Source organism: Clostridium manihotivorum, assembly GCF_004015185.1.
Lineage (GTDB): Bacteria > Bacillota > Clostridia > Clostridiales > Clostridiaceae > Clostridium_AR > Clostridium_AR manihotivorum.
In genome coordinates this window covers 3,969,335-3,995,195 of the sequence record NZ_CP025746.1, presented here as the reverse complement: position 1 = coordinate 3,995,195, position 25,861 = coordinate 3,969,335, and the positions used below count along the sequence as shown (strand labels likewise).

Sequence of the window (25,861 nt, the reverse complement as noted above, 5' to 3'; positions counted from 1 at the left end):
TAATTTTAATGATTTTAAGGGAATCTTAAGGTTGGTAATAAAATTATAGACACACTACTTCATATTAAGATCCTTTAAAGAAAAGCTTGTTATATAGGGAACCTTTATGAAAACTTAATTTATACTTGTTATAAAATCCCGGCTTCTGGGGATTTTGTGGCATGTATAAATTAATAGTTGAAGTTGGTTCCCTATAGAGCTTTATTTAAAGTTCAAGTTTTGAAATAGTATGTCTATATTTATGATACTGAATTCAATGAAATTCTTTATTTTGTAGTTAAGAATTGGCTTATATAATCAGCCAGTTCTGCTGCTGCTTTTTTATGTGATAATTCACCAGGATGGCTTCTTGCCCCTACAGTTTCATTTGTTGTATTTGGAAGCTGAAACACAGAAACTTTTTTATCGCCTGTTCTCTTAATATAGGAATCTACAGCTCTATTTATAGAAGGCATCATTGATAAGCCTAGCATTCCATATGCCCAGACTATATGGGCGGTTTTATTATATTTTCTGAGCTTTATAAGAAAGTTTTCAGCGGCAGTTTCAAAAGCTTTAAGATCTTCTTCATTATAAGAGCCATCTTCATTTAGTTTCTGCTTAAAAGTTTCTCCTGTAACACTATCCTTCCATTCTGGAGAGTTAAAGGCACCGCCATCATTTGTTCCTAAGTTGACAATAATTATGTCTGGCTGCCAGGAATTAAAATCGTTCTCTTTAAAGGCACCTAAAGCTACATTTTTTTCTCCAGTAAGTAAACCACAAACTTTTTCATAGTATTCAGGAATATTAAAATGAGGATTATTATCCCAGCTTGAAAGAACTCCCCATCCACTTTGAGATATAATTCTATATTCTGCATTTAAGGCTTCTGCTGTTATTGCAGTATAATTTTTAATTGAACTAAACCACATAGAGATCCAATCTTCTTCAGCTTTAGCACCTATGGCACCTTCACCTGAGGTAATGCTATCTCCAATGAACTCAAGCTTATAAGGTTTTTCTTCAACAGGATAAAGTTCACCATCAAACTTTAATGCATGTATTTGTAAAGAACAGTTTGGATCACCGTTCATAGCTTGAACATCCCTTATTATACGAATATTTTTAACAGTATTTTCATTCATTCCTCTAAATATACAAATCCAGTACCTTCCTGCAGTTAACATTTGTCTGCTTACAGGAACAGAGTTAATAAGGACACTAATCCAAGGCTCGTATAAATCATAATCAACTTCAAACTCAATCCAAAGCTCAGAGCTTTTTGCATTTAATTCAATACCACTACCTGTCCAAAATAACACTAGTGGGGAAAGAGAATTTGTTGTTCTTCCATGCACTTTTAAATTTTCAATATTGTAAAGTGGCTGCACTTTTAAATTTGTATTTTCTTTCATTGATAATCACCTCTTATTAAACTAGACTATTTAGATTGGGCATAAAACCTTTACATTAAGTTGTTAATTGAGTTTTCTTATAAATTACATAAATATTATAATATATTTATATATTAAATGTATATACCTTTATATGAGCTTGCTTTTTAAATTGTATTTAACCCTAATTTAAGGATGTAAAACTTAGGTCCGAAATCTATAAAAATAGGCTATGTTTAGTAATATTGTTGAAATTCAGTGGTTATGAAGGAGATGCTATATGAGCGAGCAATTAGAATTAAATGATTTTTTCAGATGGAATGGCGTTAATAAACTGTACTGTTTGAACGTAGTGAGTTTACAGTTTTAGCCATGGAATATGACAAAATCATATTAATTCTTTGCGTAAGCTCATCTAAGCATCGGATGACTGACCACTGAATTTCAACACAGTACATTAACATAGCCTCAAAATAAAGTTTCATATATTGATAAAAAGCTTTATTTTGAGTATAAGGATTGAAGTACTATATATAGATAATTCTATACAAAATTAATAAACTGTATAATTACAATATTTTCTTATTGCATTATAATTAAAATAAATAAAGCATTTAAACTTACTTAATATTTTATTTGTTACGTGGAGGGAAAGGTATGGGAAAAAACTCTAAAAAGGATAACACTAATCTTTGGATTGCGCTGGGTGCCATTGCTGGAGCGGCCACTATAGCTGCAGTAGGTGCTAAGAAGTTGAAAGATAGAGCTAAGAAAGAAGAAACTAATACTTTGCCTAATAGTTTTAAGGACGGAGAAAGGCAAGTTTATTTTATCGGAGGAGGACTAGCATCATTAGCTGGTGCAGCCTATCTTATAAGAGATTGTAATTTTAAAGGAGAAAATATTCATATAATTGAAGGCCTTAAGGTTCTTGGAGGCAGTAATGATGGTGCAGGAGATGCGGAAAATGGTTTTATCTGTAGAGGCGGAAGAATGTTAAATGAAGAAACCTATGAGAACTTTTGGGAACTTTTTTCAACTATACCTTCAATAGATATGCCAGGAATGACTGTTACTGAGGAAATATTAAACTTCGATCATTCACATCCTACTCACGCTAAGGCTAGATTGATCGATAGAAATGGAAAGATTCAAGATGTTAAGAGGATGGGCTTTAACAATGCAGATCGAATAGCACTTGGTAAACTTTTGGCTACTCCAGAAGAAAAGCTTGATGATATGACCATAGAGCAATGGTTTAAACATACTCCACATTTTTTTGAGACTAATTTCTGGTACATGTGGCAGACTACCTTTGCTTTTCAAAAATGGTCGAGTCTATTTGAATTTAAAAGATATATGGATAGAATGATATTTGAGTTTTCACGTATAGAAACACTTGAAGGGGTTACTAGAACACCATACAATCAATATGACTCAGTAATATTGCCGCTTAAGACTTATTTAGATAAATTTGGGGTAGACTTCAGCATTAATGCAACTGTAACTGATTTGGATTTTAAAGCTGGTGAAGAAATTACCGTTACAGCTATACACGTTGAAGATGTTGAAGGTGAAAAGGTAATTACCCTTAAGGATGAAGATGTTTGCATCATGATAAATGGATGCATGACTGACAATGCCACCTTAGGTGATTTTCATAAAGCACCAGATTATAACCCTGAAAAACCTATGTCAGGAGAGCTTTGGAGCAAAATTGCTAAAAAGAAGTGGGGACTTGGCAACCCAGAGCCATTCTTTAATCACCCAGAGGAGACTAATTGGGAGAGCTTCACTGTAACTTGTAAGGGAAATAAGCTTCTTAAGATGCTTGAGAGATTTTCTTCTAATGTACCTGGTAGTGGAGCGCTTATGACTTTTAAAGATTCAAATTGGCTTATGAGTATAGTTGTTGCAGCACAGCCACACTTTAGAAATCAACCTTTGGATACTACAATATTCTGGGGGTATGGATTGTACACAGATAGAGTTGGAGATTATGTAAAGAAACCAATGAGAGAGTGTACAGGAGAAGAATTATTAATAGAGCTATTACATCATCTCCATATGGAGGATAACCTTGAAGAGCTAATGGAAGATGTGGTCAATGTAATACCATGTATGATGCCATATATAGATGCTCAGTTCCAGCCACGAAAGAAGACTGATCGTCCTGAGGTTGTACCTAAAGGGTCAACAAATTTTGCAATGATAAGTCAATTCGTTGAAATTCCTGAAGACATGGTGTTTACTGAAGAATATTCGGTCCGTGCAGCTAGAATAGCTGTATACACCTTGTTTAATGTAAAGGACAAGAAAATATGTCCTGTAACACCATACAACAAAAAGCCTAAGGTTTTAAAGGAAGCATTGAAGACTTCTTTTAGATAGATTATGAAGGTACAATAAGGTTTTCTCTTTATTGTACTTTTTTTCTTTATACTTTATTAAATGACCGTGATGAGATCGAGTGGTGAGCCATACGATGCTTTTAAAGCTTGGGTAAAGAAGTAATATGATATAAGTAAAATATACAAAACTAAATGCAATATATATTTGACATTATATATAGTATATATTATATTTATCTTATTAATAAAAAAGTAAAAAGATGGAGATTGATGGTGATGAAATATCTTTTAAAGGATGAAAGAATAAAGAAAAAAGAAAATGAAATCTTAGCGCAAATGTTTCTTCTTATATTAGTTATGATAGGCATATTATTGATATTAAAGCTAATCTTTTTAGAAATAACTATAAAGTATTATGTATTCGACATAGGAGCTTTACTAATATCAATAGGATATTTGATATTAAGATCATTAATATCAGGAGTACCTCTTTTAAAAACTGATGATGAGTACTTAAAGCAGTTGCAGAGTAAATACAGAGCACATTGCTTCTATATTTGTATACATATATATCTAGCAGCAGTGGTTGTATCTGTTTTTTTACTTGATATGGTAAATTTCTGGAGCTTTTATTACTCAGCCATTTGTATCTTACCATCCTATGTTTATGGTAAAGTTGCCATTAAAAATGGATTGTTTACCTTTGGAGGTAAAAAGCGAGAAGCAAGAAGCCTTAGAAATCTGAAGATAAATGCTTTAATAGGAGGACTATGTTTTGTAGGATATAACATAATAATGGAAATATATAGAGGAACTATATTAGATAAACATACGTTAATTGGCATTGCTATAGTTTTCTTAATATATTCAGGGGTGAGTTACTTTAAAATAAAGCATGATATATATATGTCCGAAGAATATGCAGAGGAGCAGATTAGTGGTATGGTATATAACGATGAAAATGAAGTGTAAAATAGGTGATTAATAAATGAAGAATAAAAAGATGAAAATAGCTAGAATTGAATGCGACTTATCACAGGAGCAGTTGGCTGAAGTTGTAGGCGTTACAAGGCAAACTATTGGTTTAATTGAGTCTGGTAAATATAATCCAACTCTTAACTTGTGCATATCAATATGTAAGGCGTTGAATAAAACTCTAAATGACCTATTTTGGGAAGAGTAATATAATATTTGTTGGTAAGACTATATAGAGATGTACTACTTCATAAACAATATTGTTTTTGGAAGGGGTACATCTTTATATTTATGATAGAGGTGATTGCTATGAGTTTAAAAGGTTTTTATTTGCTTCCTCATCCACCAATAGCCTTGCCAGAAGTGGGAAAAGGGGAAGAGCAAAAGATAAGTGCAACCGGCGAAAGTTTTCATTTTATAGGAGAAGATATTGCTAAAAATGCTCCAGATACTATAATACTGGTGACTCCCCATGGGGTTATGTTTCAAGATGCCATAGCAATTAGCTATGAAGATGAGATATATGGAGATTTAAAGAATTTTAGAGTTCCTAATGTTTCCATGAAGCTTAAAATAGATAAGGCTCTTACAAAGAAAATTTATGAGTTAGCTTATAATGATGGAATACCTGTTGTAATGGCTACAAATTCTTTGCTCAATAAATATGACCAATCAGTAACTTTAGATCATGGATCTATGGTTCCCCTATATTTTATTAATAAGCACTATAGCGATTATAAATTTGTTCATATAACCTACGCTGCCTTAAGTGATATTGACTTATATAGGTTTGGAATAGCTATAAGAAGAGCAGTGGAGGACTTAAATGCAAATGCTGTGCTTATAGCCAGTGGAGATTTATCCCATAGATTAAAGGAAGAAGGCCCTTATGGATATAACCCTTATGGTGAAAAGTTTGATAAAGAGTTCCTTGACAATTTGGCCAAAGGTGATGTGAAGAAGGTTCTAAGCATAGATAAAGAAACTGTTTGTGAAGCAGGAGAATGTGGTAGGAGATCTACAGTAACACTCCTTGGAGCGTTAGAAGGAAACAAATTTAATGGTGACTTACTAAGCTACGAGGGTACTTTTGGTGTAGGTTACGGAGTAATGAAATTTAATGTGCTATCAGAAGATGTGCCAAAGCTTCCAGAGCTTGAAGATATACGAAAAACACAGCATGAAAAAAAGAGTAGTCAAAGTGATCCTTATGTAAGACTTGCTAGAGAAAGTCTTACCACTTATTGTGTGCCCAGCATGGGCAACAACTTGGCGGTGAAAGTCCGCTGTGGGCTTGATAGTGGGAACCCAATGTCATCAACTTAAGAGTATTAAATATAAATTTAATACTAATAGCATCTCCTTTGGAATTTATACACTGTAATTCCAAGGGTTTTTCATTGCACTGAAGGGATTTACAGCTTACGATATTTTGTAAAAAATATAGAAAGGATATCTTCAGAATAGGAACTAAAGATGAAAGCCTACGAGCGAATACTAGAGACTTTTGAAAAATTTACTACTGAAAGAATCAAAGAAATTGGTAGATTAGAAAAGAAAGATTTCATTAGGGAAAGGAAAATGCCTTTTGCAGACATACTAAGATATATATTAAGTCAGAAAGGTAAAACAATAACAATGGAAATCAATAACTATTTCAAAGAAGTAAACAGACGAGAGAATCGAGTCACAAAACAAGCCTTTTGTAAGCAGCGCTGTCGCTTAAATCCTGAGGTGTTTAAACAGTTAAATCGTGAGTATGTGGAAGCTATATATAAAGGGAGTGAATATAAGACCTACAAAGGATATATTATTACAGCTGTTGATGGTACAGTTTTAGAAATACCAAATACGAAAGAACTTCAAAAAGAATATGAGTGTCAGTCGCCAACATCTAAAAATACTAGAAAAAGTGCTCGTGCGAAGGCCTCTGGTATTTATGATGTAGAAAACAACATAATGATTGACGCAATACTAGAAAAATATAGTGCACAAGAAAGACCTTTGGCTAAGAAAAATATTGAAAATATGCTTAGAATAGTTGGAAATGATAAAAAAATAATAACTATATTTGATAGAGGTTATGCATCACTTGACATACTATTTCACCTAAAGCATATGCCAATTCTCTATTTATTTAGATTGCAAAGTGACATATATGCGCAAGAAAAGAATTCAATGAAGAATGATGATGAAATAGTGAATTTAAAGATTACAAAAGACAGACTAAAAAACTTTATGGATGAAGAGCTTAAAATGAAGGCCAAACAGGCTGGAGGAATAGACACAAGGCTAGTACGGGTAGTATTGTCAACAGGTGAAGTAGAATACTTAATTACCAACATACCATATGATCTAATGGATACTAAAGAGATAGGTCAATTATACTTTAAACGATGGGGTATAGAAACTGCCTATGACGTTATCAAGAATAAGTTGCATATAGAAAATATCTCAGGCAGAAAAAAGGTGATAATTGAACAAGATTTTTATGCACAAATACTATTGTTTAATATGGTAGAAGACTTAAAAAATGATGCAAATAAACAACTTGAGGAAAACAAGAATAAGGACCTTAAGTATGAATATAAGGTGAATATGAACATTCTAATAGGAACATTTAAAGAGTACATTATAAAAATTGCAGTAGAGGATGATGATTTAAAACGTAAGCAATTGTATGAATACATGTTAGGAGAAATTATGGAAAACTTAGTTCCTATAAGGCCTGGGAGAACCTTTCCTAGAACTTTTTATAAAGGTAGAAATAAGGCTAGATTAAACATTCGACGTAATAGTTAGAGATCTGCATGAAGAATATGGACTATTCAAAAATTTAATTATTGAATAGCTTATTTGCTATGCAATAATTTTCATGCCGCCTCCCTCCCCTAGCGAGGTAAGTTTAAGCAAAAAATCAAATTCTCTGTTAAGTTGATGACATTGAGTGGGAACCACTAGCTAAGGGCAAGGGTGTCCATCGTGAGGTGGAATCTGAAGGAAGCTTAAGGCAAAGTCTCGGTCTGAGGGATACGAACTACATACAAGGCTTACTAGGAACGGACGAGTTTGCAATACAAAACGAAGTCCTACACTATCCCAATTCCTAGGAGTAAATGTAGCAGATATATGAGATGAAGGTTGTTGTTCTTACCTGGGGAGGTCTGATAGATACATCGCTAACAAAGATGAATTTCTAAGCGGTAACCTACATAGCGATATGTAACTGAACTATCAGAAGTCAGCAGAAGTCATAGTAACTCCGCTAATCGCGATAGCGGATGAAGGACTGAACTTTAAGGAGGTTTTCAAGTTTGAAAGTTTCGCAGAATACTCAAAGATTGCAGAAAACTAAATATTTAGGCTCTAGTGCCCAAGATAGAGTGGAACTCGAAGATAAGCAAAGAGTGCATAGAGAATTCTCGGCAACTCCAAAGGAGAAAATCAGTGGATTTGAATATGGCTCACTAGAAAGGATATTATCCAAGGATAATATGAACTTGGCTCTTAAAAGAGTAATTTCTAATAAAGGTAGCCACGGCGTGGACGGAATGACAGTTTATGAACTTAAACAATTTTTGAAAACAAACTGGATATCTATTAGAGAAAGTATTCTTAATGGTGAGTATAGACCAATGCCAGTTAGAAGAGTAGAAATTCCAAAACCTAATGGTGGAACTAGGCTCTTAGGTATACCTACAGTTTTGGATAGACTTATCCAACAAGCTATTGCTCAAGAATTAAATAGTATTTATGATAGAAGATTCTCTGAAAGTAGCTTTGGCTTCCGCCCTCAAAGAGGAGCTAAAGATGCAATTAAGAAAGCAGAACAGTATATCAATGATGGCTATAGGTGGGTTGTTGATATGGACTTAGAGAAATTCTTTGATAAGGTTAACCATGATATCTTAATGCATAAATTATCAAGAAGCATTAAGGATAAGAGAGTATTATCCCTAATAAGGAAATATCTTCAGTCAGGAATAATGATAAATGGTGTAGTGGTCAGAAATGAAGAAGGAACTCCACAAGGAGGACCGTTGAGTCCACTATTATCTAACATAATGCTAGATGAACTAGATAAAGAGTTAGAAATGAGAGGTCATAAATTTTGTCGCTACGCGGACGACTGTAATATCTATGTTAAAAGTGAGAGAGCTGGGAAAAGAGTAATGGCAAATATAACAAATTTCATTGAAGGCAAACTCAAATTGAAGGTGAACAGAGATAAAAGTGCAGTAGATAGACCTTGGAAGAGAAAGTTTCTAGGATTCACGCTAAACCTAATGTTTGGTAAAGCATACTCATCTATATCAAAGCAATCGTTAAAGAGATACAAAGATAAAATCAGAGAAGTCCTATCTAGATCAAAACCGATAACTTTGGAACAAAGAATAGAAAAATTGAACCAAATTAATATTGGTTGGATTAACTATTATGGAATAGCCAAATGCAAAGGAATAGTGGAGCATTTAGATATTTGGATAAGGAAAAGATTAAGAATGTGTATATGGAAACAGTGGAAGAAAGTTAGAACTAGATATAAAAACCTTAAGAAGCTGGGACTTGAACACTACCAAGCTATAAAGTTTGCCAATACCCGCAAAGGATACTGGCGAGTAGCAAATAGTGCAATATTAAACACAACTCTTACAAATAAATTCTTCTCGGACTTAGGCTTAAAAAGCCTAACGCGTCAATATATTAAAATTCATTCAACTTAAAGAACCGCCGTGTACCAGACCGGTATGCACGGTGGTGTGAGAGGACGCTGAATAAAATAATTATTCAGCTCCCACTCGATTGACCACAAGAAGAAAGCTAAAAGAAATACCTGACTATGTACCAAATGAAATGAAAAATATGCAGAGAGGTGTATTTGTTTCTCTCAAAAAGCATGGAGACTTAAGAGGATGTATAGGGACCATATTTCCAGCAACAGATAGTGTTGCAAAGGAGATTATTAGAAATGCTATAGAAGCAGGACTAAATGATCCTAGATTTTATGAAGTGGAAGAAGAAGAACTTATGGATATTGATTTTTCAGTTGATGTATTAACAGAGCCAGAAGTTGCTTCTAAAGAAGACTTAAATCCAAGTGAGTATGGTGTTATTGTAAGGCATATGGGAAAGACAGGTCTTTTACTTCCAGATTTGGAGGGTGTGGATACTGTAGAAGAACAGCTTTCCATAGCTTTAGAAAAAGGTAACATAGACCCTGATGAAGATTATACTATTCAAAGATTTCAGGTAATAAGACATAAAGAAAGCTAGGAAGTGGGAAAAAGATGAAAAGAGAAGCTATGTTTTATGAGCAGCTGAAGGACAAAGTGCATTGTTATCTATGTCCACACAATTGCGTAATTGAAAATGGACACATTGGAAAATGTAATGTAAGAACTCATGAAGATGGAAAGCTTTATAGCTTAAACTATGGAGAAATAACCTCTGCTTCCTTAGATCCTATTGAAAAGAAACCACTGTATTACTTTAAACCAGGTTCTTATATATTATCTGTAGGAAGCTATGGCTGTAATTTTGTATGTGGCTTTTGCCAGAATTATAATATATCTCAGCAAATAGCTAAAAGTGAACTTGTAACTAAAGAGGAATTGGTGGATACCATACTAACTACAAAAGATAATATTGGTATAGCCTTTACCTACAATGAGCCTAGTATTTGGTATGAATATGTATATGATTGTGCTAAACTTTTGAAGGAAACTAGTAAAGAATCATCTGTTGTTATAGTCACTAACGGTTATATCAGTGAAGAACCTTTAAAAATGCTTCTGCCTTACGTAGATGCAATGAATATAGATTTAAAAAGCTATAGCAATAGATACTATAAAGAGTTATGCGGAGGAAGTTTACAGCCGGTTTTAAAAACTATAGAAATAGCCTCTAAGGCTTGTCATGTTGAGATAACTACCTTACTTGTTAGTGAAGAAAATGATAGTTTAGAGGAAGTAGAGGAGATTGCAAAGTTCTTAAGTTCCATAGATAAGGATATTCCATTGCACCTTTCAAGATACTTCCCAAGGTATAAACTTATGAATTCGCCTACAGATCTAAAATTTATGAGAGATGCAGAAATAACAGCAAGAAGGTATTTAAATAGAGTTATGTTAGGAAACGTATGATATATTTTATATAAATTAGAGTATGTTAAACCACCATATCATTGAACTTATAATCTTTTCTTTTGGTCTTTCTAACCTTCAAAGTGAGCTTTGAAGGTTTTCTATTTAATCTAATTTTTTAGGAAACCAATTTTTTTTGATTCAGTCCAATTATTACATTAAAGATATTAGACGAAAGCTAAGAGTAATATTTAGTAACATGTTATAAAGAATATGCTATTAAAAGTGTGAATTTAATATTGCAATGAAGAACTTACTTTTTCATTTTACGAAAAATATTTTAACGATGTATTGACTTAGAGTATACTTAAGGGTGTAATATTTATAATGTGTGGAAGCCGAAGAGTAAGTTAGAATAATAAGAAGAATTTAAGAGTAATGGTATTATTTAAGAGGAGGAGTTGTAATGTTATACAGAAATTTTGGTAAGACAAATGAAAAGGTTTCGATTTTAGGCTTTGGATGTATGAGACTTCCTTTAATTCCAGGAGGAGATCCATCTCAGATTGATGAAGAAAAGGCTACAAAATTAGTAAGATATGCCATAGATAACGGTGTAAACTATATAGATACTGCTTACCCATATCATGGTAATGGAATGACAAAAGGTGGAGGAGCAAGTGAACCTTTTGTTGGAAGAGTTCTAAAAGACGGATATAGAGAAAAGGTAAAGCTAGCAACAAAGCTTCCAAGCTGGTTAATAAAGTCTAGAAGCGATATGGACAAATATTTGAATGAGCAATTAGAGCGTTTAGATACAGATCATATAGATTTTTATTTAGTACATGCTCTTAACAAGGGTGATTGGGACAGGCTAAAAGCTAATGGAATAAATGAATTTTTAGATTCAGCTATTAAGGATGGAAGGATAAAGCATGCAGGATTCTCTTTCCATGATAAGTTAGAAGTATTTAAAGAAATAGTTGACTCTTATGATTGGTCTTTCTGCCAAATACAGTATAACTATTTAGATGAAGAGTTCCAAGCTGGTACTGAAGGTTTAGAGTATGCAGCGGAAAGAGGCTTGGGTATTACTATAATGGAACCTATAAGAGGCGGAAAGTTAGTTAATAATCTTCCAAATGAAGCTAAAGCTGCCTTTGATACTGCTGAAGTAAAGAGAACTCCTGCAGAGTGGGCTTTAAGATGGGTATGGAATCATCCAGAAGTTAAGGTAGTACTTAGTGGGATGAATACTTTAGAGCAAGTGGTTGAAAACATAAAAACAGCTAGCGAAGCTGAAGAAAACTCACTAACTGAAAAAGAATTACAGCTAGTTACTGATGTTAAGAATATTATAGAAAGTAAAGTTAAGGTAAACTGTACTGCTTGTGCTTATTGTATGCCATGCCCAGCAGGTGTTAATATTCCTAGGTGCTTCAGTGCTTACAATAACTACAATATGTTCCCAGGAGATGAATCATATAAATATATTCCTGAAAAAGAAAGAGCTACAAGCTGCGTACAATGCGGTAAATGTGAAACTCACTGTCCTCAAGGAATTAAAATTCGCGAACATTTAAAAGATATAAGAGCGGTTTTGGCATAGAAGTTAGATAAAGATATAATTATTATTAGGTTGCTCTAGCAAATTTCATTTTTGCTAGAGCAGTTATTTAAATAATGGCTATGTTAAATAATATTATTGAAATTAAGTGGTTATGAAGGAGATGCTATATGCGCAAGCTCATCTAAGCATCGGATGACTGTACACTTCATTTCAACATGATACTTTAATAGAGCCTAAATAATAAATTCAATGGAGAGAATAAGATGAAGATATTATATTATGATTGTTTTTGCGGAATCAGTGGAGATATGAATCTAGGGGCACTAATTGATTTAGGCGTAGATAAGGAATATTTACTTAAGGAAATATCAAAATTGAATATTTCTTCTGAATATGAAATAAAGATTGAAAAAGGGATTAAGAATGGAATAACCGGAACTAAAGTAGATGTTATCATAAAAAAGCAGGACAGTCATAGTCATATACATACTGAGGAAGAGCGTGTAGAGGAGTATCATACTCATGTAGATGCTAATGGTATTGAGTATAAGCATGTTCATAGCCACAATTCTGATGACGAACATGGACAGCATAATCACATTCATAGTCATGACAATAATCATGAGCATCAGCATACAGAGCATGAACACCAACATATAGAACATGATCATATTCATGAAGCTCATGATGACCATCATCACCATGAACATCATGGTCATAGAAATTTAAAAGATATTGAGAATATAATAAATTCCAGTGATTTAAGTGAAAGCGTTAAGAACTTAAGTCTAGCTATATTTATGAGAGTAGCTGAGGCAGAAGCAGAAGTACATGGTAAGTCAATAGAAGAAGTTCATTTCCATGAAGTTGGTGCTATTGATTCCATAATAGATATAGTTGGAGCTGCCATAGCACTAGATTACTTAAAGGTAGATAAAATAATGGCATCTACAGTACAGCTTGGTGGGGGATTTGTAAAATGCGCCCATGGGCTTATACCAGTTCCTGCTCCAGCCACAATAAGAATACTTAAAAATATACCTGTAAAAACTGGAATAGTTAATTTTGAAACTACCACTCCAACAGGGGCGGCTATTTTAGCAGAAAATGTTAATAGCTTCACTGACAAGATGGAGTTTGAAATAAAAAGCATAGGATACGGTCTTGGAACTAGAGAATTGGATATACCTAATGTGTTAAGAGTTTACTTAGGAGAGCAAGTTAAAGCTGAAGAAATAGAGGAACAGCTTTTACTTGAAACAAATATAGATGATATGAATCCAGAGATGTATGGCTATATAGAAGAAAAGCTTTTTTCTTCAGGTGCGTTGGATGTATTTAAGACTCCAATAATCATGAAAAAAGGAAGACCAGCCATAAAGCTAAGCGTTCTAACTAACAGTGCTAACGAAGAAAAAGTTCTAGCAATAATATTTAAAGAAACTACATCTATTGGTGTAAGAAAATTCAAGGTTGAAAAAGTTATGTTAAGTAGGGATTTTTCAAAAGTAAATACAGCCTATGGACAAGTGGTTGTAAAAAATTCTTACTATAAGGGAGAATTAGTTAAAGCTAAAGCTGAATATGAAGATTGTAAGAAGATAGCAATAGAAAAAGACATTCCACTATTAAAGGTTTATAGTGAAGTAAACAAATTAATTAAGTAGGAATCTTAGACTAATAAGAAATTAGGAGTGAGTAATATGTTGCTTAAAGAGAAATTTCAATTACTAAAAGATATAATTAAAGAAAAAGGAAGTGCTGCAGTAGCTTTTTCCGGTGGAGTAGACAGTACTTTTCTGGTAAAGGTTGCTTATGAAGTTCTAGGAGACAAGGTAATAGCTGTGACAGCTACCTCATCAACTTACCCAGAAAGAGAGTTGAAAGAAGCTATTAAATATGCAGAGGACATGGGCGTTAAGCATCTAATCATTTCCTCAGAGGAACTTGACATAGAGGGTTTTGCTAGTAATCCTAAAAACAGATGCTATTTTTGTAAGAAGGAGCTTTTTACAAAAATTAAAGAAGTGGCTAAAGAGAATGCGGTAGAGTATGTATTTGACGGTTCTAATTTAGATGATAACGGTGACTATAGACCAGGTATGCAGGCTGCAAAAGAATTGGAAGTTATAAGTCCGTTAAAGCTAGCAGGGCTAACAAAAAATGATATAAGAGAGTTATCAAAGGAGCTTGGGCTGCCAACCTGGGATAAACCATCCTTTGCATGTCTATCCTCAAGATTTCCTTATGGGCATAAGATAACCATGCCAAAACTTAAGATGGTAGATCAAGCGGAACAGTTTCTTCTTGATATGGGGATAAGACAAGTGAGAGTAAGGCATCATGGAGAAATCGCAAGAATAGAAGTTTCACCAGAAGAAAGAAAACAATTCTTTGATATTGAGGTTATGGACAAGATAGGCGAAAGATTTAAAGAAATTGGCTTTACTTATGTTACCCTAGACATGTTAGGTTACAGAACAGGTAGCATGAATGAAGTTTTGAAAAAAGAAGAGAAAGCTCTATTTACTATACAAAAAAAGAGTCTTAACTAGAGGTAATTATGGACAAGATTGATATAATAAAGCTACTTGAAGCAGTTAAAAATAATGAAATAGAAATAGATACTGCAGCTAAAGAAATAGAAGATCTACCTTTTAAGGATCTAGGTTTTGCTGTAATTGATAACCATAGGCAAATAAGAACAGGTTATCCAGAAGTAATATACTGTGAAGGCAAGACCGTAGAACAGGTAAAAAATATAGTTGAGTTTATGCTTACAAAGGATAGTAATATACTAGCTACTAGAGCCAGCGAAGAAATGTTTAAGGCTGTTAAAGAAATATGTGATGATGCTAACTACAACAAGCTTGGAAGGACTATAACTATAAGGAAGAATGCTTTGGAACCAACTGAAAGCTACATAGCTATAGTTTCTGCTGGAACCTCTGACTTACCTGTAGTGGAAGAAGCAGCGGAGACTGCGATGATTCTTGGAAACAGAGTAGAGAAGATTGTAGATGTAGGGGTTGCAGGAATACACAGGTTGTTTGCTAGACTTGAGGTCATAAGAGGAGCTAAAGTAGTGATTGTTATCGCTGGTATGGAAGGGGCTCTTGCAAGTGTAATTGGAGGACTAGTAGACAAACCAGTTATTGCTGTTCCTACTAGTATTGGTTATGGAGCAAACTTTGGAGGTTTTGCGGCGCTCCTATCAATGCTTAATAGCTGTGCAAATGGTATAAGCGTTGTTAATATAGATAATGGCTTTGGTGCTGCTTATAATGCAAGCATGATTAACCAGTTATAAGTTTGTAATAAAGATATCCTATATAAGTTAATGTTATAAAATTAAAGAAAAATATTATTGCCTATGATACAATTACTATATAAGTATTAAGTGATTGTATCATAGGCATTTTACATTTTGAGTCTAAGGTATATTTTTGATTTATATATTTTACTTTGAGCTGGTATATCTATATGATAAGATAGAACATAATTTGCCACTGGAAAAAGTCTAACAAATACTTAATTTAAGAATTTATTTAGATCATATAGAAAGTAAGTTTCAAAACTATAGAAAAGATTATATAGGAGGCATACAACAGTTTTAAAACACCTACTAAAACCCACTAAAATATATTGGAATATTGTTAGTTTTATGTTGTCATAATATGTGTAAAGAGGTGATAGCATGAAGTATTATACAATCGGTCAATTCTCAAAATTAGTGGGAAAAAGTATTCAAACTTTAAGATTGTGGGATAATGAAGGAAAGTTAAAACCACATCATATAACAGAAGGTAGACACCGTTATTATTCTGAACAACAAATTAATCAAGTTTTGCAAGTGCCATTTGTTAAGAAAGCTAAAAAAGTAATTGGATATTGTAGAGTATCAAGTAATAAACAAAAAGATGATTTAGCAAGACAAGTTGCTGAGATTTGGGTTTGAAATAATAGAAAATCTATGTAATAAGTATGGGACTGATATCGAAATCATAGATAACACTGAAAAAACAGAAGAACAGGAATTAGTTGAGGATTTAATTCAAATTGTTACAGTTTTTAGTTGTAGTTTGCAAGGCAAAAGAGCCAATAAAGCAAAGAAAATGATTAAGGAGCTGTTAGAGAATGATACTGGCGAAGAAAGTTAGAATTATTCCGAATATAGAGCAAGAACAAAAATTATGGCAGTCTGTTGGTACTTCAAGATATATTTATAATTGGACACTTGCAAGACAAGAAGAAAATCACAAAAATGGTGGCAAGTTTATAAAAGATGGAGATTTAAGAAAAGAATTAACTATTTTAAAGAAATCAGAACTTAACTGGCTTAATGAAGTATCTAATAATGTAGCAAAACAGGCTGTAAAAAGATGGTTGTAATGCTTATAAAAATTTCTTTAAAGGGTTAGCGGATAAACCAAGATTTAAGAGCAGAAGAAAAAGCAAACCTTCATTCTATAATGATACAGATAAACTAAAGGTTAAAGAAAATTTAGTATTAATTGAAAAAGTAGGTTGGCTTAAAACAGTAGAGCAAATACCTACAGATATTAAATATATTAATCCAAGAATAAGTTTTGACGATAAGTTTTGGTATATATCTATAGGCATAGAAAAAAAAGAAACTATATCAGAAAATACAGATATATCAATAGGTGTGGATTTAGGATTAAAAGATTTAGCAATAGTTTCAAATATAGATAAGCCATTTAAAAATATTAACAAAGCTAAAGAAGTGAAAAGACTAAAAAAGAAGTTAAAAAGAAAGCATAAACAAGTTTCAAGAAAATATGAAGATGGAAAAATTCGAATAGGAAAGGAAGGTGAAAACCGTTATAAATTTACTAAAACTAATAATATTAAAAAACTCGAAAGAGAATTAAAACTTATTCAAAGAAGGCTTTCAAATATACGTTTAAATCATATTCATCAAACAACAACTGAAATAGTGAAAACCAAGCCAAGCAGAATAGTTGTTGAGGATTTAAATGTAAAGGGGATTCTTAAAAATAGACACTTAGCAAAGGCTATACAAGAACAATGTTTCCATAAGTTTATTAGTATCTTAGAATATAAGAGTAAATTTAATGGCATTGAATTTGTAAAAGCAGATAGGTTTTATCCTTCAAGCAAAACTTGTTCTTGTTGTGGAGCAATAAAGAAAGATTTAAAACTTAAAGACAGAGTTTTTGTTTGTCCATCATGTAATGCTCAGATGGATAGGGACAAAAATGCGTCAATAAATCTTTCAAGGTATAAAAAATCAGCATAATATCACTAACAAGATAGTGCTGATATGTACTGTGCGTTACGCAGGATTTTAAGCCTTTGGAGCAACATATCAAACTGGAGTAGTCTTATGACAAAACAGGTTGCGTTGAATAAGGAATAAATCTCTAAATATTAGATTTTAGTAGATTTTATGTAACGGAGTTTAATGGCAAATTCATATATGACTAAGCAATTAATGGCGGATTCATTAAAAAAGCTAATGGAAAAGACACCCTTTAATAAAATATCAATACAAAATATTGTAGATGGCTGTGGAGTTACAAGACAAGCTTTCTATTATCACTTTCAGGATGTTTATCAGTTGCTAGGGTGGATTTATAATAATGAAGCTGTATACTATTTGGAGCAAAATAAATCCTATTCTACTTGGAAGGAAGGTTATCTTGAGGCCTTTAAATATATAGAGCAAAATAAGGCCTTTTGTATTAATACACTTCATTCGATAGGAAGAGATCATCTTGAAAGATTTCTATTTTCCAATACATCTAATTCATTAAAGCAGATTATAGATGAAATCTCTGAAGGAATAAAAGTTCCAGAAAGCTATAAGAAGTTTATAATTGACTTCTACACTCCAGCTTTTATAGCCTTGGTTGGAAAGTGGATGGAAGAGGACATGAAGGAAAAGCCGGAAACAATAATTGAAGATGTAGGATTTTTGGTAGATGGAACCATAAGGCAGGCAATGTTAAGATATGAAGAAAAACACAGATAATTGAGAAATCTGTGTTTTTTTGACGTTTAAAATTACAATAGGATTAATATGTAAAGATATTTTACAAATGGACTTTTCTGTAAATTGTAAAATTTGATACAAAAAACTATATTGTAGTTGGTATTAAATTTGTTTTATATGAAAGGGTGAAGGCTTATGAAAAATTATGAGAGAATTAATACAGTGGCTCAAAAAGGTATTGAAAGGAAGAAGGCTTATTTAGTAGGTGGAGGAATAGCCTCTCTTGCTGCAGCTGCGTTTCTAATTAGGGATGGACATATGCCACCAGAAAATATTCATATTTTAGAAGAGTCCCAGGTTTTTGGTGGAAGTATGGATGGAGCTGGGAATGCAGAAGACGGCTATAGTGCTCGTGGTGGAAGAGAATTAGAATCTAGAATGGAGTGTTTGTACGAATTATATAGTTTTATACCTTCATTAACAAACCCTGAAAGAACTGTTCTTGATGAATTTAGAGAACTAAATATTGCAGAGCCAATAAAATCACACTGTAGATTAGTAGAAAACAAAGGTCAGAAGGCGAATTTTTCTACTTTAGGCTTAGAATTTGAAGATATTATCTCCTTAAATAAATTAGTATTAGCTCATGATGATGAAATAGGAAATGCTACCTGTGAACAATGGTTCAAGCCTCACTTTTTTGAGACAAACTTCTGGTATTTTTGGCGCTCTATGTTTGCCTTTGAAAACTGGCATAGTGTATTAGAAGTTAAAAGATATATGGTTCGTTTCATGCATTTAATTGGAGGCATGAATCAGCTAGATGGTATCCTTCATACAGAATATAATCAGTATGATTCTTTAATACTGCCTTTAATTACTTGGTTAAAAAATACAGGTGTGATTATGGAACTAGGAGTACAGGTTACTAATCTAGATATAAGAAATGAAGACAATGAAAAGACCGTTGAACGAATTTATATTAATAGAAATGGAGTTGAAGAAATTATAGATACTACTTCTGAAGATTTAGTATTTGTAACTAATGGATCAATGACTGAGAATTCTACTCTGGGTAATACTGATACACCAGCTATACTTAATAGGAATCAAAAAGAAAGAGGCTGCTGGACCTTATGGGAAAACATCGCTAAACAAGATCCTGAGTTTGGACATCCTGAAGTATTTTGCGGTGATATTGACAAATCAAAATGGCTTTCTTTTACTGTAACAATAACAGATGATACTACTGTTTTTGATCATCTATTAAATCTAACTGGGGACGAGCCTGGAATGGGAGGTGTTGTAACCATAAAGGATTCAAACTGGCTTATTTCATGGGTTACTCCAAAGCAACCACATTTTATTAATCAACCTGATAATGTTCAAGTCCTTTGGGCTTATGGTCTATTCATAGATAAGGTCGGGAACTTTGTTAATAAGAAGATGAGTGACTGTACAGGAGCAGAATTACTCTCAGAACTTTTGTATCATATGGGATTAGAAGATAAGATCGATGAAATACTTCCTTCCTGCAAGGTTATTCCATGTATTATGCCTTATATAACTAGCCAATTTATGCCTCGTAGAAAAGGTGATCGCCCAGCAGTTATTCCTAACGGTTCTACTAACTTAGCTTTCTTAGGACAATTTTCAGAGATCCCAAATGATTGTGTATTTACAGTAGAATACTCTGTAAGATCAGCCATAATGGCTGTGTATGGATTATTAAAATTGGATAAAATAGTTCCACCGGTTTATGAAGGACAATATGATGTTCGTGTGCTATTAAATGCAGTTAAGACAATGTTAGGAAATAGAGAAATATCCATAGACAAATTGGTTGGAAAGCTTCTGTTTAACACAGGAATAATAAAATAAACCTTATTTCAACAGAGATTTTAGGGAACTTATATTAAAAGGTTCCCTTTATTTTTTTGATATATTTTACACAATATAATTGGATAATAAATATGCCAAAACATGAGGAAGTAACCAAAATATAAAGCTATATGCATAAAAAACAGCTATTAGTATAAATAAATAAGTTAGACTAATATAATAACCAAGTGTTATAATCTTTTTAGTCAAAAATATTATTTAAAAAGTCTTAAATGCCTAAGAGACTTTGATAGAGAAAGTAGGAGAGTGTAACCATATGATGAATGTTAATGCAGAAAAGTGTATAGGTTGTGGCTTATGCGTAAAGGATTGTTTTGTAAGGGACATAGAGTTAGTTGATGGAAAAGCTAAAATAAAAAATGAAGCTTGCTTCAAATGTGGACATTGTATAGCAGTTTGTCCAAAGGAAGCTGTATCAACAGATGATTACAATATGGAAGATGTAAAAGCTTATAATAAAGAAGAGTTTGAAATAGAGCCAGAAAGATTATTAAACTTCATTAAATTTAGAAGAACAGTAAGACAATTTCAAAAGAAAGATGTAGAAGTTGAAAAGCTTAATAAGATAATCGAAGCTGGAAGATTTACTCAAACTGGAACAAATGCTCAAAATGTTTCTTATATTGTAGTTAAAGACGGTATAAAAGAGTTAAAGGAACTTGCCTTCGAAGGATTGAAAAATGCAGGAGAATATATGCTTGCAAATCTAACTCCACAGACTATGCCTTATAAGAGATATGCAGAAATGTGGATTAATATGTATGAGGCTTTTAAAGCGGATTCGTTACAGGACAAGCTATTTTTCAATGCTCCAGCAGTAGTACTTGTTGTATCAGATTCAGAAGTTAATGCATCTTTAGCAGCTTCTAATATGGAATTAATGACTGATGCTTTAGGTCTTGGAACTTTCTTCAGTGGGTTCTTTATAAAAGCAGCTGAGACAAACAAAGCAATTAGAGAATTTTTAGGACTAAATGAAGGTCAAAAAATAGTGAATTGTATGGTTATTGGATATCCAGCAGTTAAATATCAAAGAACAGTACCAAGAAAAGATGCAGTGGTTTCTTGGAAATAATAAATAATTTATAGACATTAAGGTTGTTACTAATATTATATTAGTGACAGCCTTAATTAGTTGTTATTATTCCTCTGCAAATTTTTTTATTCAGTAGTGAAATTTTTAAGTTAAATATCTACATAATTAGGGTGAACAGGATCGACGTTTTTAGTTAGCATTTTATTTGGAATTTCGTAAATCATATAGTTATCTTTTGACTTGAAACCATGGCGTGAATAAAGATCTTTACTATCATCAGTTGCATTTAGTATTATAGCTAGACATTCCTTTTCTCTAGCAAACTCTACCAATTTAGTCAGTATCAAAGTTCCGATTTTCTGCCTTCTATAATCTGGATGAACATAGATGCTCTCTATGTAACCACACTTTCCGGTTCTATTATCAATGGAGGGAACAGTATCATAGAAAGATAGAATTCCATTTCCGATGATTGCAGCATCATCTTCAGCTAGCATAACTGCACACTGACCAGTAGATAATTTAGCTTTATAATAATCTTTCAGGTTCTCTCTGATTTCATAATATTCGTCATCAGTAGGTACCAATTCTAAAAAATCAAGTCTCAAAGACGCAAGAAGTTTAACATCGAAATCATCTGCAAATCTATATGTAAGCAATAAAATCACTCCCTAAAAAGTCTAAATGTTAAGCGAATAGATATAACATACTAAAATTTAGCAATATATTTTTACTAATATATAAATAAAAATAAAGAAATAAAATATATTATTCCTTTATTTTTATAAATTTTTGATTTAATTATTCAGGCTTTTAGATTACTGTTGTTATACTATATAAGATTAAAATGCCATTACTAAGAGTCATGTTAGTTATTATATAGCAGTTAAAATAATAGGCTCACCTTTTGTGATCACTATGGTATGTTCAAATTGTGCTACAAAACTATTATCAGGAGTTTTGTAGGTCCAACCATTAGGATCTTGTATAACATGCTCAGCCTTAGTGGAAATAAAGGTTTCAACTGCAAGAACTAAACCGTTCTTTAGTATTGTATTGTCATTAACATCAAAATAATTCAAAACATTTTCTGGTGCATCATGAAGCTTTTTACCAATGCCATGTCCAGTAAGATCTCTTATAACTGTAAAGCCATTACTATGTGCTTCATTAAATATTGCTCTGCCAATTTGATTTATTTTACTACCAGCTTTGGCTTTCATTATTGCTTTACTCAATGCAAGCTTTGAGCAATCACAAAGTTGTTTTTTTACTTCGGAAGCTGGTTCTACAACAACAGTTGCTCCTGTATCTGAAAAATACCCATCTAAAACTGCAGAAATATCTATATTTACAGAATCACCTTCTCGTATAATTCGCGTACTAGGAATACCATGAGCAGCCTCATCGTTAATACTTATGCAGGTTGTTCCTGGAAAGTCATATTCATGTTTTGGTGCTGATTCTGCACCATAAGAAGAGAGGATTTTTTCACCAATCATATCAAGTTCCTTTGTGGTTATACCTGGTCTAACTGCTTTAAGCATTTCCTCTCTTGCTTCTGCAACTATCTTTCCGATTTTCCTTAAGGAAGTTAAATCATTATCAGAATTAATAATCAAAATATCACATCCTAAATATCTACCTTTTCAGGCATTGTTTTTTATTATAATAACATACTATAGCAATATAATGGTTAAATTTTGTTATTATCTTACTAGTATCAGTTAATAAAGCTGTTAAGAGTACTGTTAGATATTATAATGGTCTAAGAAAACTCAACAAAAATATGAGTTAAATATAATGAACCTGATATAATAAAAGTATCAAAAGAAAGCAGGTTTTCATTATGAGAAAAAGAACATTCACACCAGAATTCAAAGCTAAAGTAATAATAGAGCTACTAAAAGGCGAAAAGGAGTTGAGCCAGCTGGCAAGTGAACACGAGATTGCTCCAAACCAGTTGCGTAACTGGAAGAGCGAATTCCTCGAAAACGCCGCCAATGCCTTTGATAATAAAAAGGATGAAAAGCTTAAAGAAAGCCTTAAATCAAGCGAAGCGGAGAAGGATGATCTATATAAGAAAGTTGGTCAGTTAACTACGCAGGTTGATTGGCTCAAAAAAATCTGAAGAACTCTTTGGACCTGATTGGGAGAGTAAATTTACTCCGCGCCCAAAAGATAGCAAGGAACTCCTTTATCCACAGTAGCTGAATTACTGGACGTAAACCGTACCAGTGCATACTACAAGAGTAAAAGTCCGTCTGAAACAGAATTAGCTATAAAAGACTCCATAGATAGAATGCACACTGACAACCCATCCTGGGGCTCCAGGCAGATTTCAAAGCAGCTGCAGCGCCAAGGATTCGATATAGGTAGATTGAAGACTCGCAGGTACATGCAGGATATGGACATACATGCGATCTACCCTAAACCCAACCTGTCCAAGCCTGCTAAAGGACACAAGATATACCCTTATCTTCTTAGGAATGTGGATATTGTAAGGCCGAATCAAGCATGGTCTATCGATATAACCTACATCCGCCTCAAACATGGTTTTGTCTATCTGACAGCCATTATCGACTGGCACAGTCGTCTCATCGTAGGCTGGGAGCTGGACGATACGTTATCCACAAATATGGTTAAAAGCGCTCTTGAAAAAAGCCTTTTCTGTTGCTAAACCTGAAACATTGAACTCTGATCAAGGCGACCAATTCACAGGTCATGAGTATATTAGCTTTGTGGAAAACCATAGAGTCAAAATTAGCATGGATGGTAAGAGCAGATGGGCAGACAATATCATGATTGAACGCTGGTTCCGCACGCTCAAATATGACGAAGTCTACCTGAAGGACTATGTTAACATAAGAGATGCCCGTAAGCAGATTGGTGATTTTATCCACAGCTACAATTTTGAAAAGCTCCACTCTGCACTTGGCTATCAAACTCCGGCAGAAAACTACTATCCTGTGCTACTTGGTATTACTGCATAGTGCAACTACATAATGGTAAAATATGGTTCATTGTAAACTTAAATATTTTTGTCTTGACAATCGAGCCACTATATATAGCATTGAAATTATGAAAAAAATTTTGATTATAAGATACAACTTCTCAGGGTTTGAGGTTTTTTATATTTATAAACATAAAAAATAGTTAATTAGTATATTGTTACTATATTCTAATTAACTATAATGAGAATCTTATATTTAATTTTTAGAGCTTGGCCAAAGTTATAGATATTAGCTTAAACAAAGTTTTCATACACATTGGATATTTTTATTATATATATGTTGCAAGATGAAAATTTCGATATGATATTTAGGTAAGAACATCCATTAATATAAGATAACTAAAATATCCAAACTAGAATATAAAATAAAAATTATAGCGAGGTTTTAAATATGGATATTTTGATTCTTAATAAGATTGCTGGGCATGAAGATGATATAAACGAGTTAAAATCAGCTTTAAAAAAGACTAAAAACACAAGGTTATATAAAAGATATTCTGTTTTACTTAAGCATTTTGATGGATTTACAAATAGAAAAATAGCTGAAATGGAGAATCTAGAAGAACATACTGTTTCTACATATATAAAAAAATTATAAATCAAAAGGAATAGATGGATTAAATATTGGCCACGGCGGCGGAGCGCAAAGAAAATCAATTCACTTCAAGAGAAGCTCATTGTAGAAACTATAACTACAAAAACTCCAGAAGATGTAGGCTTCGAATCTAAAATGAATTGGACTATTGAATTAGTGAGGCAATGGGTTATTAAAGAATTTAATATAAATATGTCACATAGAGGAATAGCATATGTACTTCATAGATTAAATTTAAGTTATACTAGACCTACTTACGTCTTAGCCGAAAGCTGATAAAGAAAAGCAAGAAATTTTTAAAGTGACTTTAAAGCTTTAAAAAAATGCCTCAATGGCTTAGTTGATACCATCTTATTTGAAGATGAATCAATGATTAGAGATTATCAAGCAATTCAAAAGAGCTGGTTTATAAGAGGACAACAAAGGAAAATTCCTACGTTCGGTAAAAATGCAGGTGTTAAACTTATGGGAATATTGGATTACGAGACTGGTAACGTATATTGCGAGGAACATGAAAGATATGACGCTAAGATATTTAATGACTTTTAGAAAACGTACTTAAGCAGTATCCAAAAGGAAAAATTGTTGTGGTATTAGACAATGCTAAGATTCATCATGCAAAGCTGATTCAGCCATTTCTTAATAGAGTTAAAGATAGGCTTGAATTGATGTTTTTACCACCGTATAGTCCAGAAATGAATCTTATAGAGGGGTTATGGGGATGGCTAAAGGCATCTGTTATTAACAATGTCTTTTATAAATCTCTGCCACAAGTTAGAACTGCAATTCAAAAGTTTATAAGTAACATAAATAAGGTTCCTACTCAAACAATAGACAGGCTATGTGTTAGATTGTAGAAACCAATTTGCAATATATATATTATCTAAAATATCGATCCACTTGTCTTTTGAGTATAATGGTCTAAGAAAACTCAACAAAAATATGAGTTAAATATAATGAACCTGATATAATAAAAGTAT

20 protein-coding genes and 5 pseudogenes are annotated in these 25,861 nt (G+C 32.8%); 21 read left to right on the top strand and 4 right to left on the bottom strand.

Annotated features, from left to right (window positions below; all coding sequences use genetic code 11):
• Positions 1 to 266 precede the first annotated feature (266 nt).
• Positions 267 to 1,397, bottom strand: a complete 1,131-nt coding sequence (locus tag C1I91_RS18060; RefSeq protein WP_128214124.1) for an SGNH/GDSL hydrolase family protein — start codon at positions 1,395 to 1,397, stop codon at positions 267 to 269.
• 305 nt (positions 1,398 to 1,702) lie between these two features.
• Complete coding sequence (locus tag C1I91_RS28290) at positions 1,703 to 1,861, bottom strand: hypothetical protein (protein ID WP_164880578.1); 159 nt, start codon at positions 1,859 to 1,861, stop codon at positions 1,703 to 1,705.
• 172 nt (positions 1,862 to 2,033) lie between these two features.
• Between C1I91_RS28290 and C1I91_RS18055 the strand changes: the two genes are divergently transcribed.
• From C1I91_RS18055 to C1I91_RS17975, 17 genes and pseudogenes are all read left to right on the top strand, one after another.
• Complete coding sequence (locus C1I91_RS18055; protein WP_128214123.1) at positions 2,034 to 3,767, top strand: oleate hydratase; 1,734 nt, start codon at positions 2,034 to 2,036, stop codon at positions 3,765 to 3,767.
• Positions 3,768 to 4,003: 236 nt separating this feature from the next.
• On the top strand, positions 4,004 to 4,699 hold the full coding sequence (locus C1I91_RS18050; RefSeq protein ID WP_128214122.1) for a DUF6773 family protein: 696 nt from the start codon (positions 4,004 to 4,006) through the stop codon (positions 4,697 to 4,699).
• 16 nt (positions 4,700 to 4,715) lie between these two features.
• Complete coding sequence (locus tag C1I91_RS18045) at positions 4,716 to 4,910, top strand: helix-turn-helix transcriptional regulator (RefSeq protein ID WP_128214121.1); 195 nt, start codon at positions 4,716 to 4,718, stop codon at positions 4,908 to 4,910.
• A gap of 101 nt (positions 4,911 to 5,011) precedes the next feature.
• Positions 5,012 to 5,947 (top strand): annotated as a pseudogene (gene amrB / locus C1I91_RS18040) (AmmeMemoRadiSam system protein B); the annotation flags it as partial.
• A gap of 231 nt (positions 5,948 to 6,178) precedes the next feature.
• Positions 6,179 to 7,504 carry an IS4 family transposase gene (locus tag C1I91_RS18035; protein ID WP_128214120.1) on the top strand — a complete coding sequence of 442 codons (1,326 nt, stop codon included), beginning with the start codon at positions 6,179 to 6,181 and terminating at the stop codon, positions 7,502 to 7,504.
• 512 nt (positions 7,505 to 8,016) lie between these two features.
• Complete coding sequence (ltrA, locus tag C1I91_RS18030; protein WP_205694228.1) at positions 8,017 to 9,426, top strand: group II intron reverse transcriptase/maturase; 1,410 nt, start codon at positions 8,017 to 8,019, stop codon at positions 9,424 to 9,426.
• Positions 9,427 to 9,505: 79 nt separating this feature from the next.
• A pseudogene (gene amrA / locus C1I91_RS18025) lies at positions 9,506 to 9,976 on the top strand (AmmeMemoRadiSam system protein A); the annotation flags it as partial.
• A 14-nt stretch (positions 9,977 to 9,990) separates the two neighbouring features.
• Entirely contained in the window at positions 9,991 to 10,845 is an 855-nt protein-coding gene (gene amrS / locus C1I91_RS18020; RefSeq protein WP_128214119.1) for an AmmeMemoRadiSam system radical SAM enzyme, read from the top strand.
• 406 nt (positions 10,846 to 11,251) lie between these two features.
• On the top strand, positions 11,252 to 12,394 hold the full coding sequence (locus C1I91_RS18015) for an aldo/keto reductase (protein WP_128214118.1): 1,143 nt from the start codon (positions 11,252 to 11,254) through the stop codon (positions 12,392 to 12,394).
• Between the two features lie 224 nt (positions 12,395 to 12,618).
• Positions 12,619 to 14,022: a nickel pincer cofactor biosynthesis protein LarC gene (gene larC / locus C1I91_RS18010; RefSeq protein WP_128214117.1), complete on the top strand. Its 1,404-nt coding sequence runs from the start codon at positions 12,619 to 12,621 to the stop codon at positions 14,020 to 14,022.
• A gap of 36 nt (positions 14,023 to 14,058) precedes the next feature.
• Positions 14,059 to 14,910, top strand: a complete 852-nt coding sequence (gene larE, locus C1I91_RS18005; protein ID WP_128214116.1) for an ATP-dependent sacrificial sulfur transferase LarE — start codon at positions 14,059 to 14,061, stop codon at positions 14,908 to 14,910.
• An 8-nt stretch (positions 14,911 to 14,918) separates the two neighbouring features.
• On the top strand, positions 14,919 to 15,665 hold the full coding sequence (larB, locus tag C1I91_RS18000; RefSeq protein WP_128214115.1) for a nickel pincer cofactor biosynthesis protein LarB: 747 nt from the start codon (positions 14,919 to 14,921) through the stop codon (positions 15,663 to 15,665).
• A gap of 387 nt (positions 15,666 to 16,052) precedes the next feature.
• Positions 16,053 to 16,515, top strand: a pseudogene (locus C1I91_RS17995) (MerR family DNA-binding transcriptional regulator).
• Positions 16,493 to 17,639: pseudogene (locus C1I91_RS17990) on the top strand (RNA-guided endonuclease InsQ/TnpB family protein). The pseudogenes C1I91_RS17995 and C1I91_RS17990 overlap by 23 nt, the downstream one beginning before the upstream one ends.
• A gap of 165 nt (positions 17,640 to 17,804) precedes the next feature.
• Positions 17,805 to 18,374 (top strand): TetR/AcrR family transcriptional regulator, encoded by a 570-nt coding sequence (locus C1I91_RS17985; protein WP_128214114.1) that lies wholly within the window; start codon positions 17,805 to 17,807, stop codon positions 18,372 to 18,374.
• A gap of 156 nt (positions 18,375 to 18,530) precedes the next feature.
• The gene (locus C1I91_RS17980; protein WP_128214113.1) at positions 18,531 to 20,216 is read left to right on the top strand and encodes an oleate hydratase; all 1,686 of its coding nucleotides are present in this window, start codon (positions 18,531 to 18,533) and stop codon (positions 20,214 to 20,216) included.
• A 277-nt stretch (positions 20,217 to 20,493) separates the two neighbouring features.
• The gene (locus tag C1I91_RS17975) at positions 20,494 to 21,312 is read left to right on the top strand and encodes a nitroreductase family protein (RefSeq protein ID WP_128214112.1); all 819 of its coding nucleotides are present in this window, start codon (positions 20,494 to 20,496) and stop codon (positions 21,310 to 21,312) included.
• Between the two features lie 110 nt (positions 21,313 to 21,422).
• Here the strand turns inward: C1I91_RS17975 and C1I91_RS17970 are convergent, their stop codons facing one another.
• A complete protein-coding gene (locus C1I91_RS17970; protein ID WP_164880577.1) occupies positions 21,423 to 21,932 on the bottom strand; it encodes a GNAT family N-acetyltransferase in 510 nt (169 codons plus the stop codon).
• 216 nt (positions 21,933 to 22,148) lie between these two features.
• Entirely contained in the window at positions 22,149 to 22,895 is a 747-nt protein-coding gene (gene map, locus C1I91_RS17965) for a type I methionyl aminopeptidase (RefSeq protein ID WP_128214110.1), read from the bottom strand.
• A 227-nt stretch (positions 22,896 to 23,122) separates the two neighbouring features.
• Here map and C1I91_RS29055 point away from each other — a divergent pair, with 227 nt between their 5' ends.
• The 4 genes and pseudogenes from C1I91_RS29055 (at position 23,123) to C1I91_RS17955 (ending at position 25,738) form a co-directional block, all read left to right on the top strand.
• Complete coding sequence (locus C1I91_RS29055; protein ID WP_238475825.1) at positions 23,123 to 23,404, top strand: transposase; 282 nt, start codon at positions 23,123 to 23,125, stop codon at positions 23,402 to 23,404.
• Positions 23,405 to 23,575: 171 nt separating this feature from the next.
• Complete coding sequence (locus tag C1I91_RS29825) at positions 23,576 to 23,953, top strand: DDE-type integrase/transposase/recombinase (RefSeq protein WP_238475824.1); 378 nt, start codon at positions 23,576 to 23,578, stop codon at positions 23,951 to 23,953.
• Positions 23,928 to 24,266, top strand: a complete 339-nt coding sequence (locus C1I91_RS29045) for an integrase core domain-containing protein (RefSeq protein WP_238475823.1) — start codon at positions 23,928 to 23,930, stop codon at positions 24,264 to 24,266. Before C1I91_RS29825 ends, C1I91_RS29045 begins: the two co-directional genes overlap by 26 nt.
• Positions 24,267 to 24,677: 411 nt before the next feature.
• Positions 24,678 to 25,738 (top strand): annotated as a pseudogene (locus tag C1I91_RS17955) (IS630 family transposase).
• Positions 25,739 to 25,861 lie beyond the last annotated feature (123 nt).

What these genes read in the sequence shown, in the direction of transcription:
- C1I91_RS18060 (WP_128214124.1), bottom strand. Translation starts at nt 1,397, where the DNA reads ATGAAAGAAAATACAAATTTAAAAGTGCAGCCACTTTACAATATTGAA.
- C1I91_RS28290 (WP_164880578.1), bottom strand. Translation starts at nt 1,861, where the DNA reads ATGAAACTTTATTTTGAGGCTATGTTAATGTACTGTGTTGAAATTCAG.
- C1I91_RS18055 (WP_128214123.1), top strand. Translation starts at nt 2,034, where the DNA reads ATGGGAAAAAACTCTAAAAAGGATAACACTAATCTTTGGATTGCGCTG.
- C1I91_RS18050 (WP_128214122.1), top strand. Translation starts at nt 4,004, where the DNA reads ATGAAATATCTTTTAAAGGATGAAAGAATAAAGAAAAAAGAAAATGAA.
- C1I91_RS18045 (WP_128214121.1), top strand. Translation starts at nt 4,716, where the DNA reads ATGAAGAATAAAAAGATGAAAATAGCTAGAATTGAATGCGACTTATCA.
- C1I91_RS18035 (WP_128214120.1), top strand. Translation starts at nt 6,179, where the DNA reads ATGAAAGCCTACGAGCGAATACTAGAGACTTTTGAAAAATTTACTACT.
- amrS (WP_128214119.1), top strand. Translation starts at nt 9,991, where the DNA reads ATGAAAAGAGAAGCTATGTTTTATGAGCAGCTGAAGGACAAAGTGCAT.
- C1I91_RS18015 (WP_128214118.1), top strand. Translation starts at nt 11,252, where the DNA reads ATGTTATACAGAAATTTTGGTAAGACAAATGAAAAGGTTTCGATTTTA.
- larC (WP_128214117.1), top strand. Translation starts at nt 12,619, where the DNA reads ATGAAGATATTATATTATGATTGTTTTTGCGGAATCAGTGGAGATATG.
- larE (WP_128214116.1), top strand. Translation starts at nt 14,059, where the DNA reads ATGTTGCTTAAAGAGAAATTTCAATTACTAAAAGATATAATTAAAGAA.
- larB (WP_128214115.1), top strand. Translation starts at nt 14,919, where the DNA reads ATGGACAAGATTGATATAATAAAGCTACTTGAAGCAGTTAAAAATAAT.
- C1I91_RS17985 (WP_128214114.1), top strand. Translation starts at nt 17,805, where the DNA reads ATGGCAAATTCATATATGACTAAGCAATTAATGGCGGATTCATTAAAA.
- C1I91_RS17980 (WP_128214113.1), top strand. Translation starts at nt 18,531, where the DNA reads ATGAAAAATTATGAGAGAATTAATACAGTGGCTCAAAAAGGTATTGAA.
- C1I91_RS17975 (WP_128214112.1), top strand. Translation starts at nt 20,494, where the DNA reads ATGATGAATGTTAATGCAGAAAAGTGTATAGGTTGTGGCTTATGCGTA.
- C1I91_RS29055 (WP_238475825.1), top strand. Translation starts at nt 23,123, where the DNA reads ATGAGAAAAAGAACATTCACACCAGAATTCAAAGCTAAAGTAATAATA.
- C1I91_RS29825 (WP_238475824.1), top strand. Translation starts at nt 23,576, where the DNA reads ATGCACACTGACAACCCATCCTGGGGCTCCAGGCAGATTTCAAAGCAG.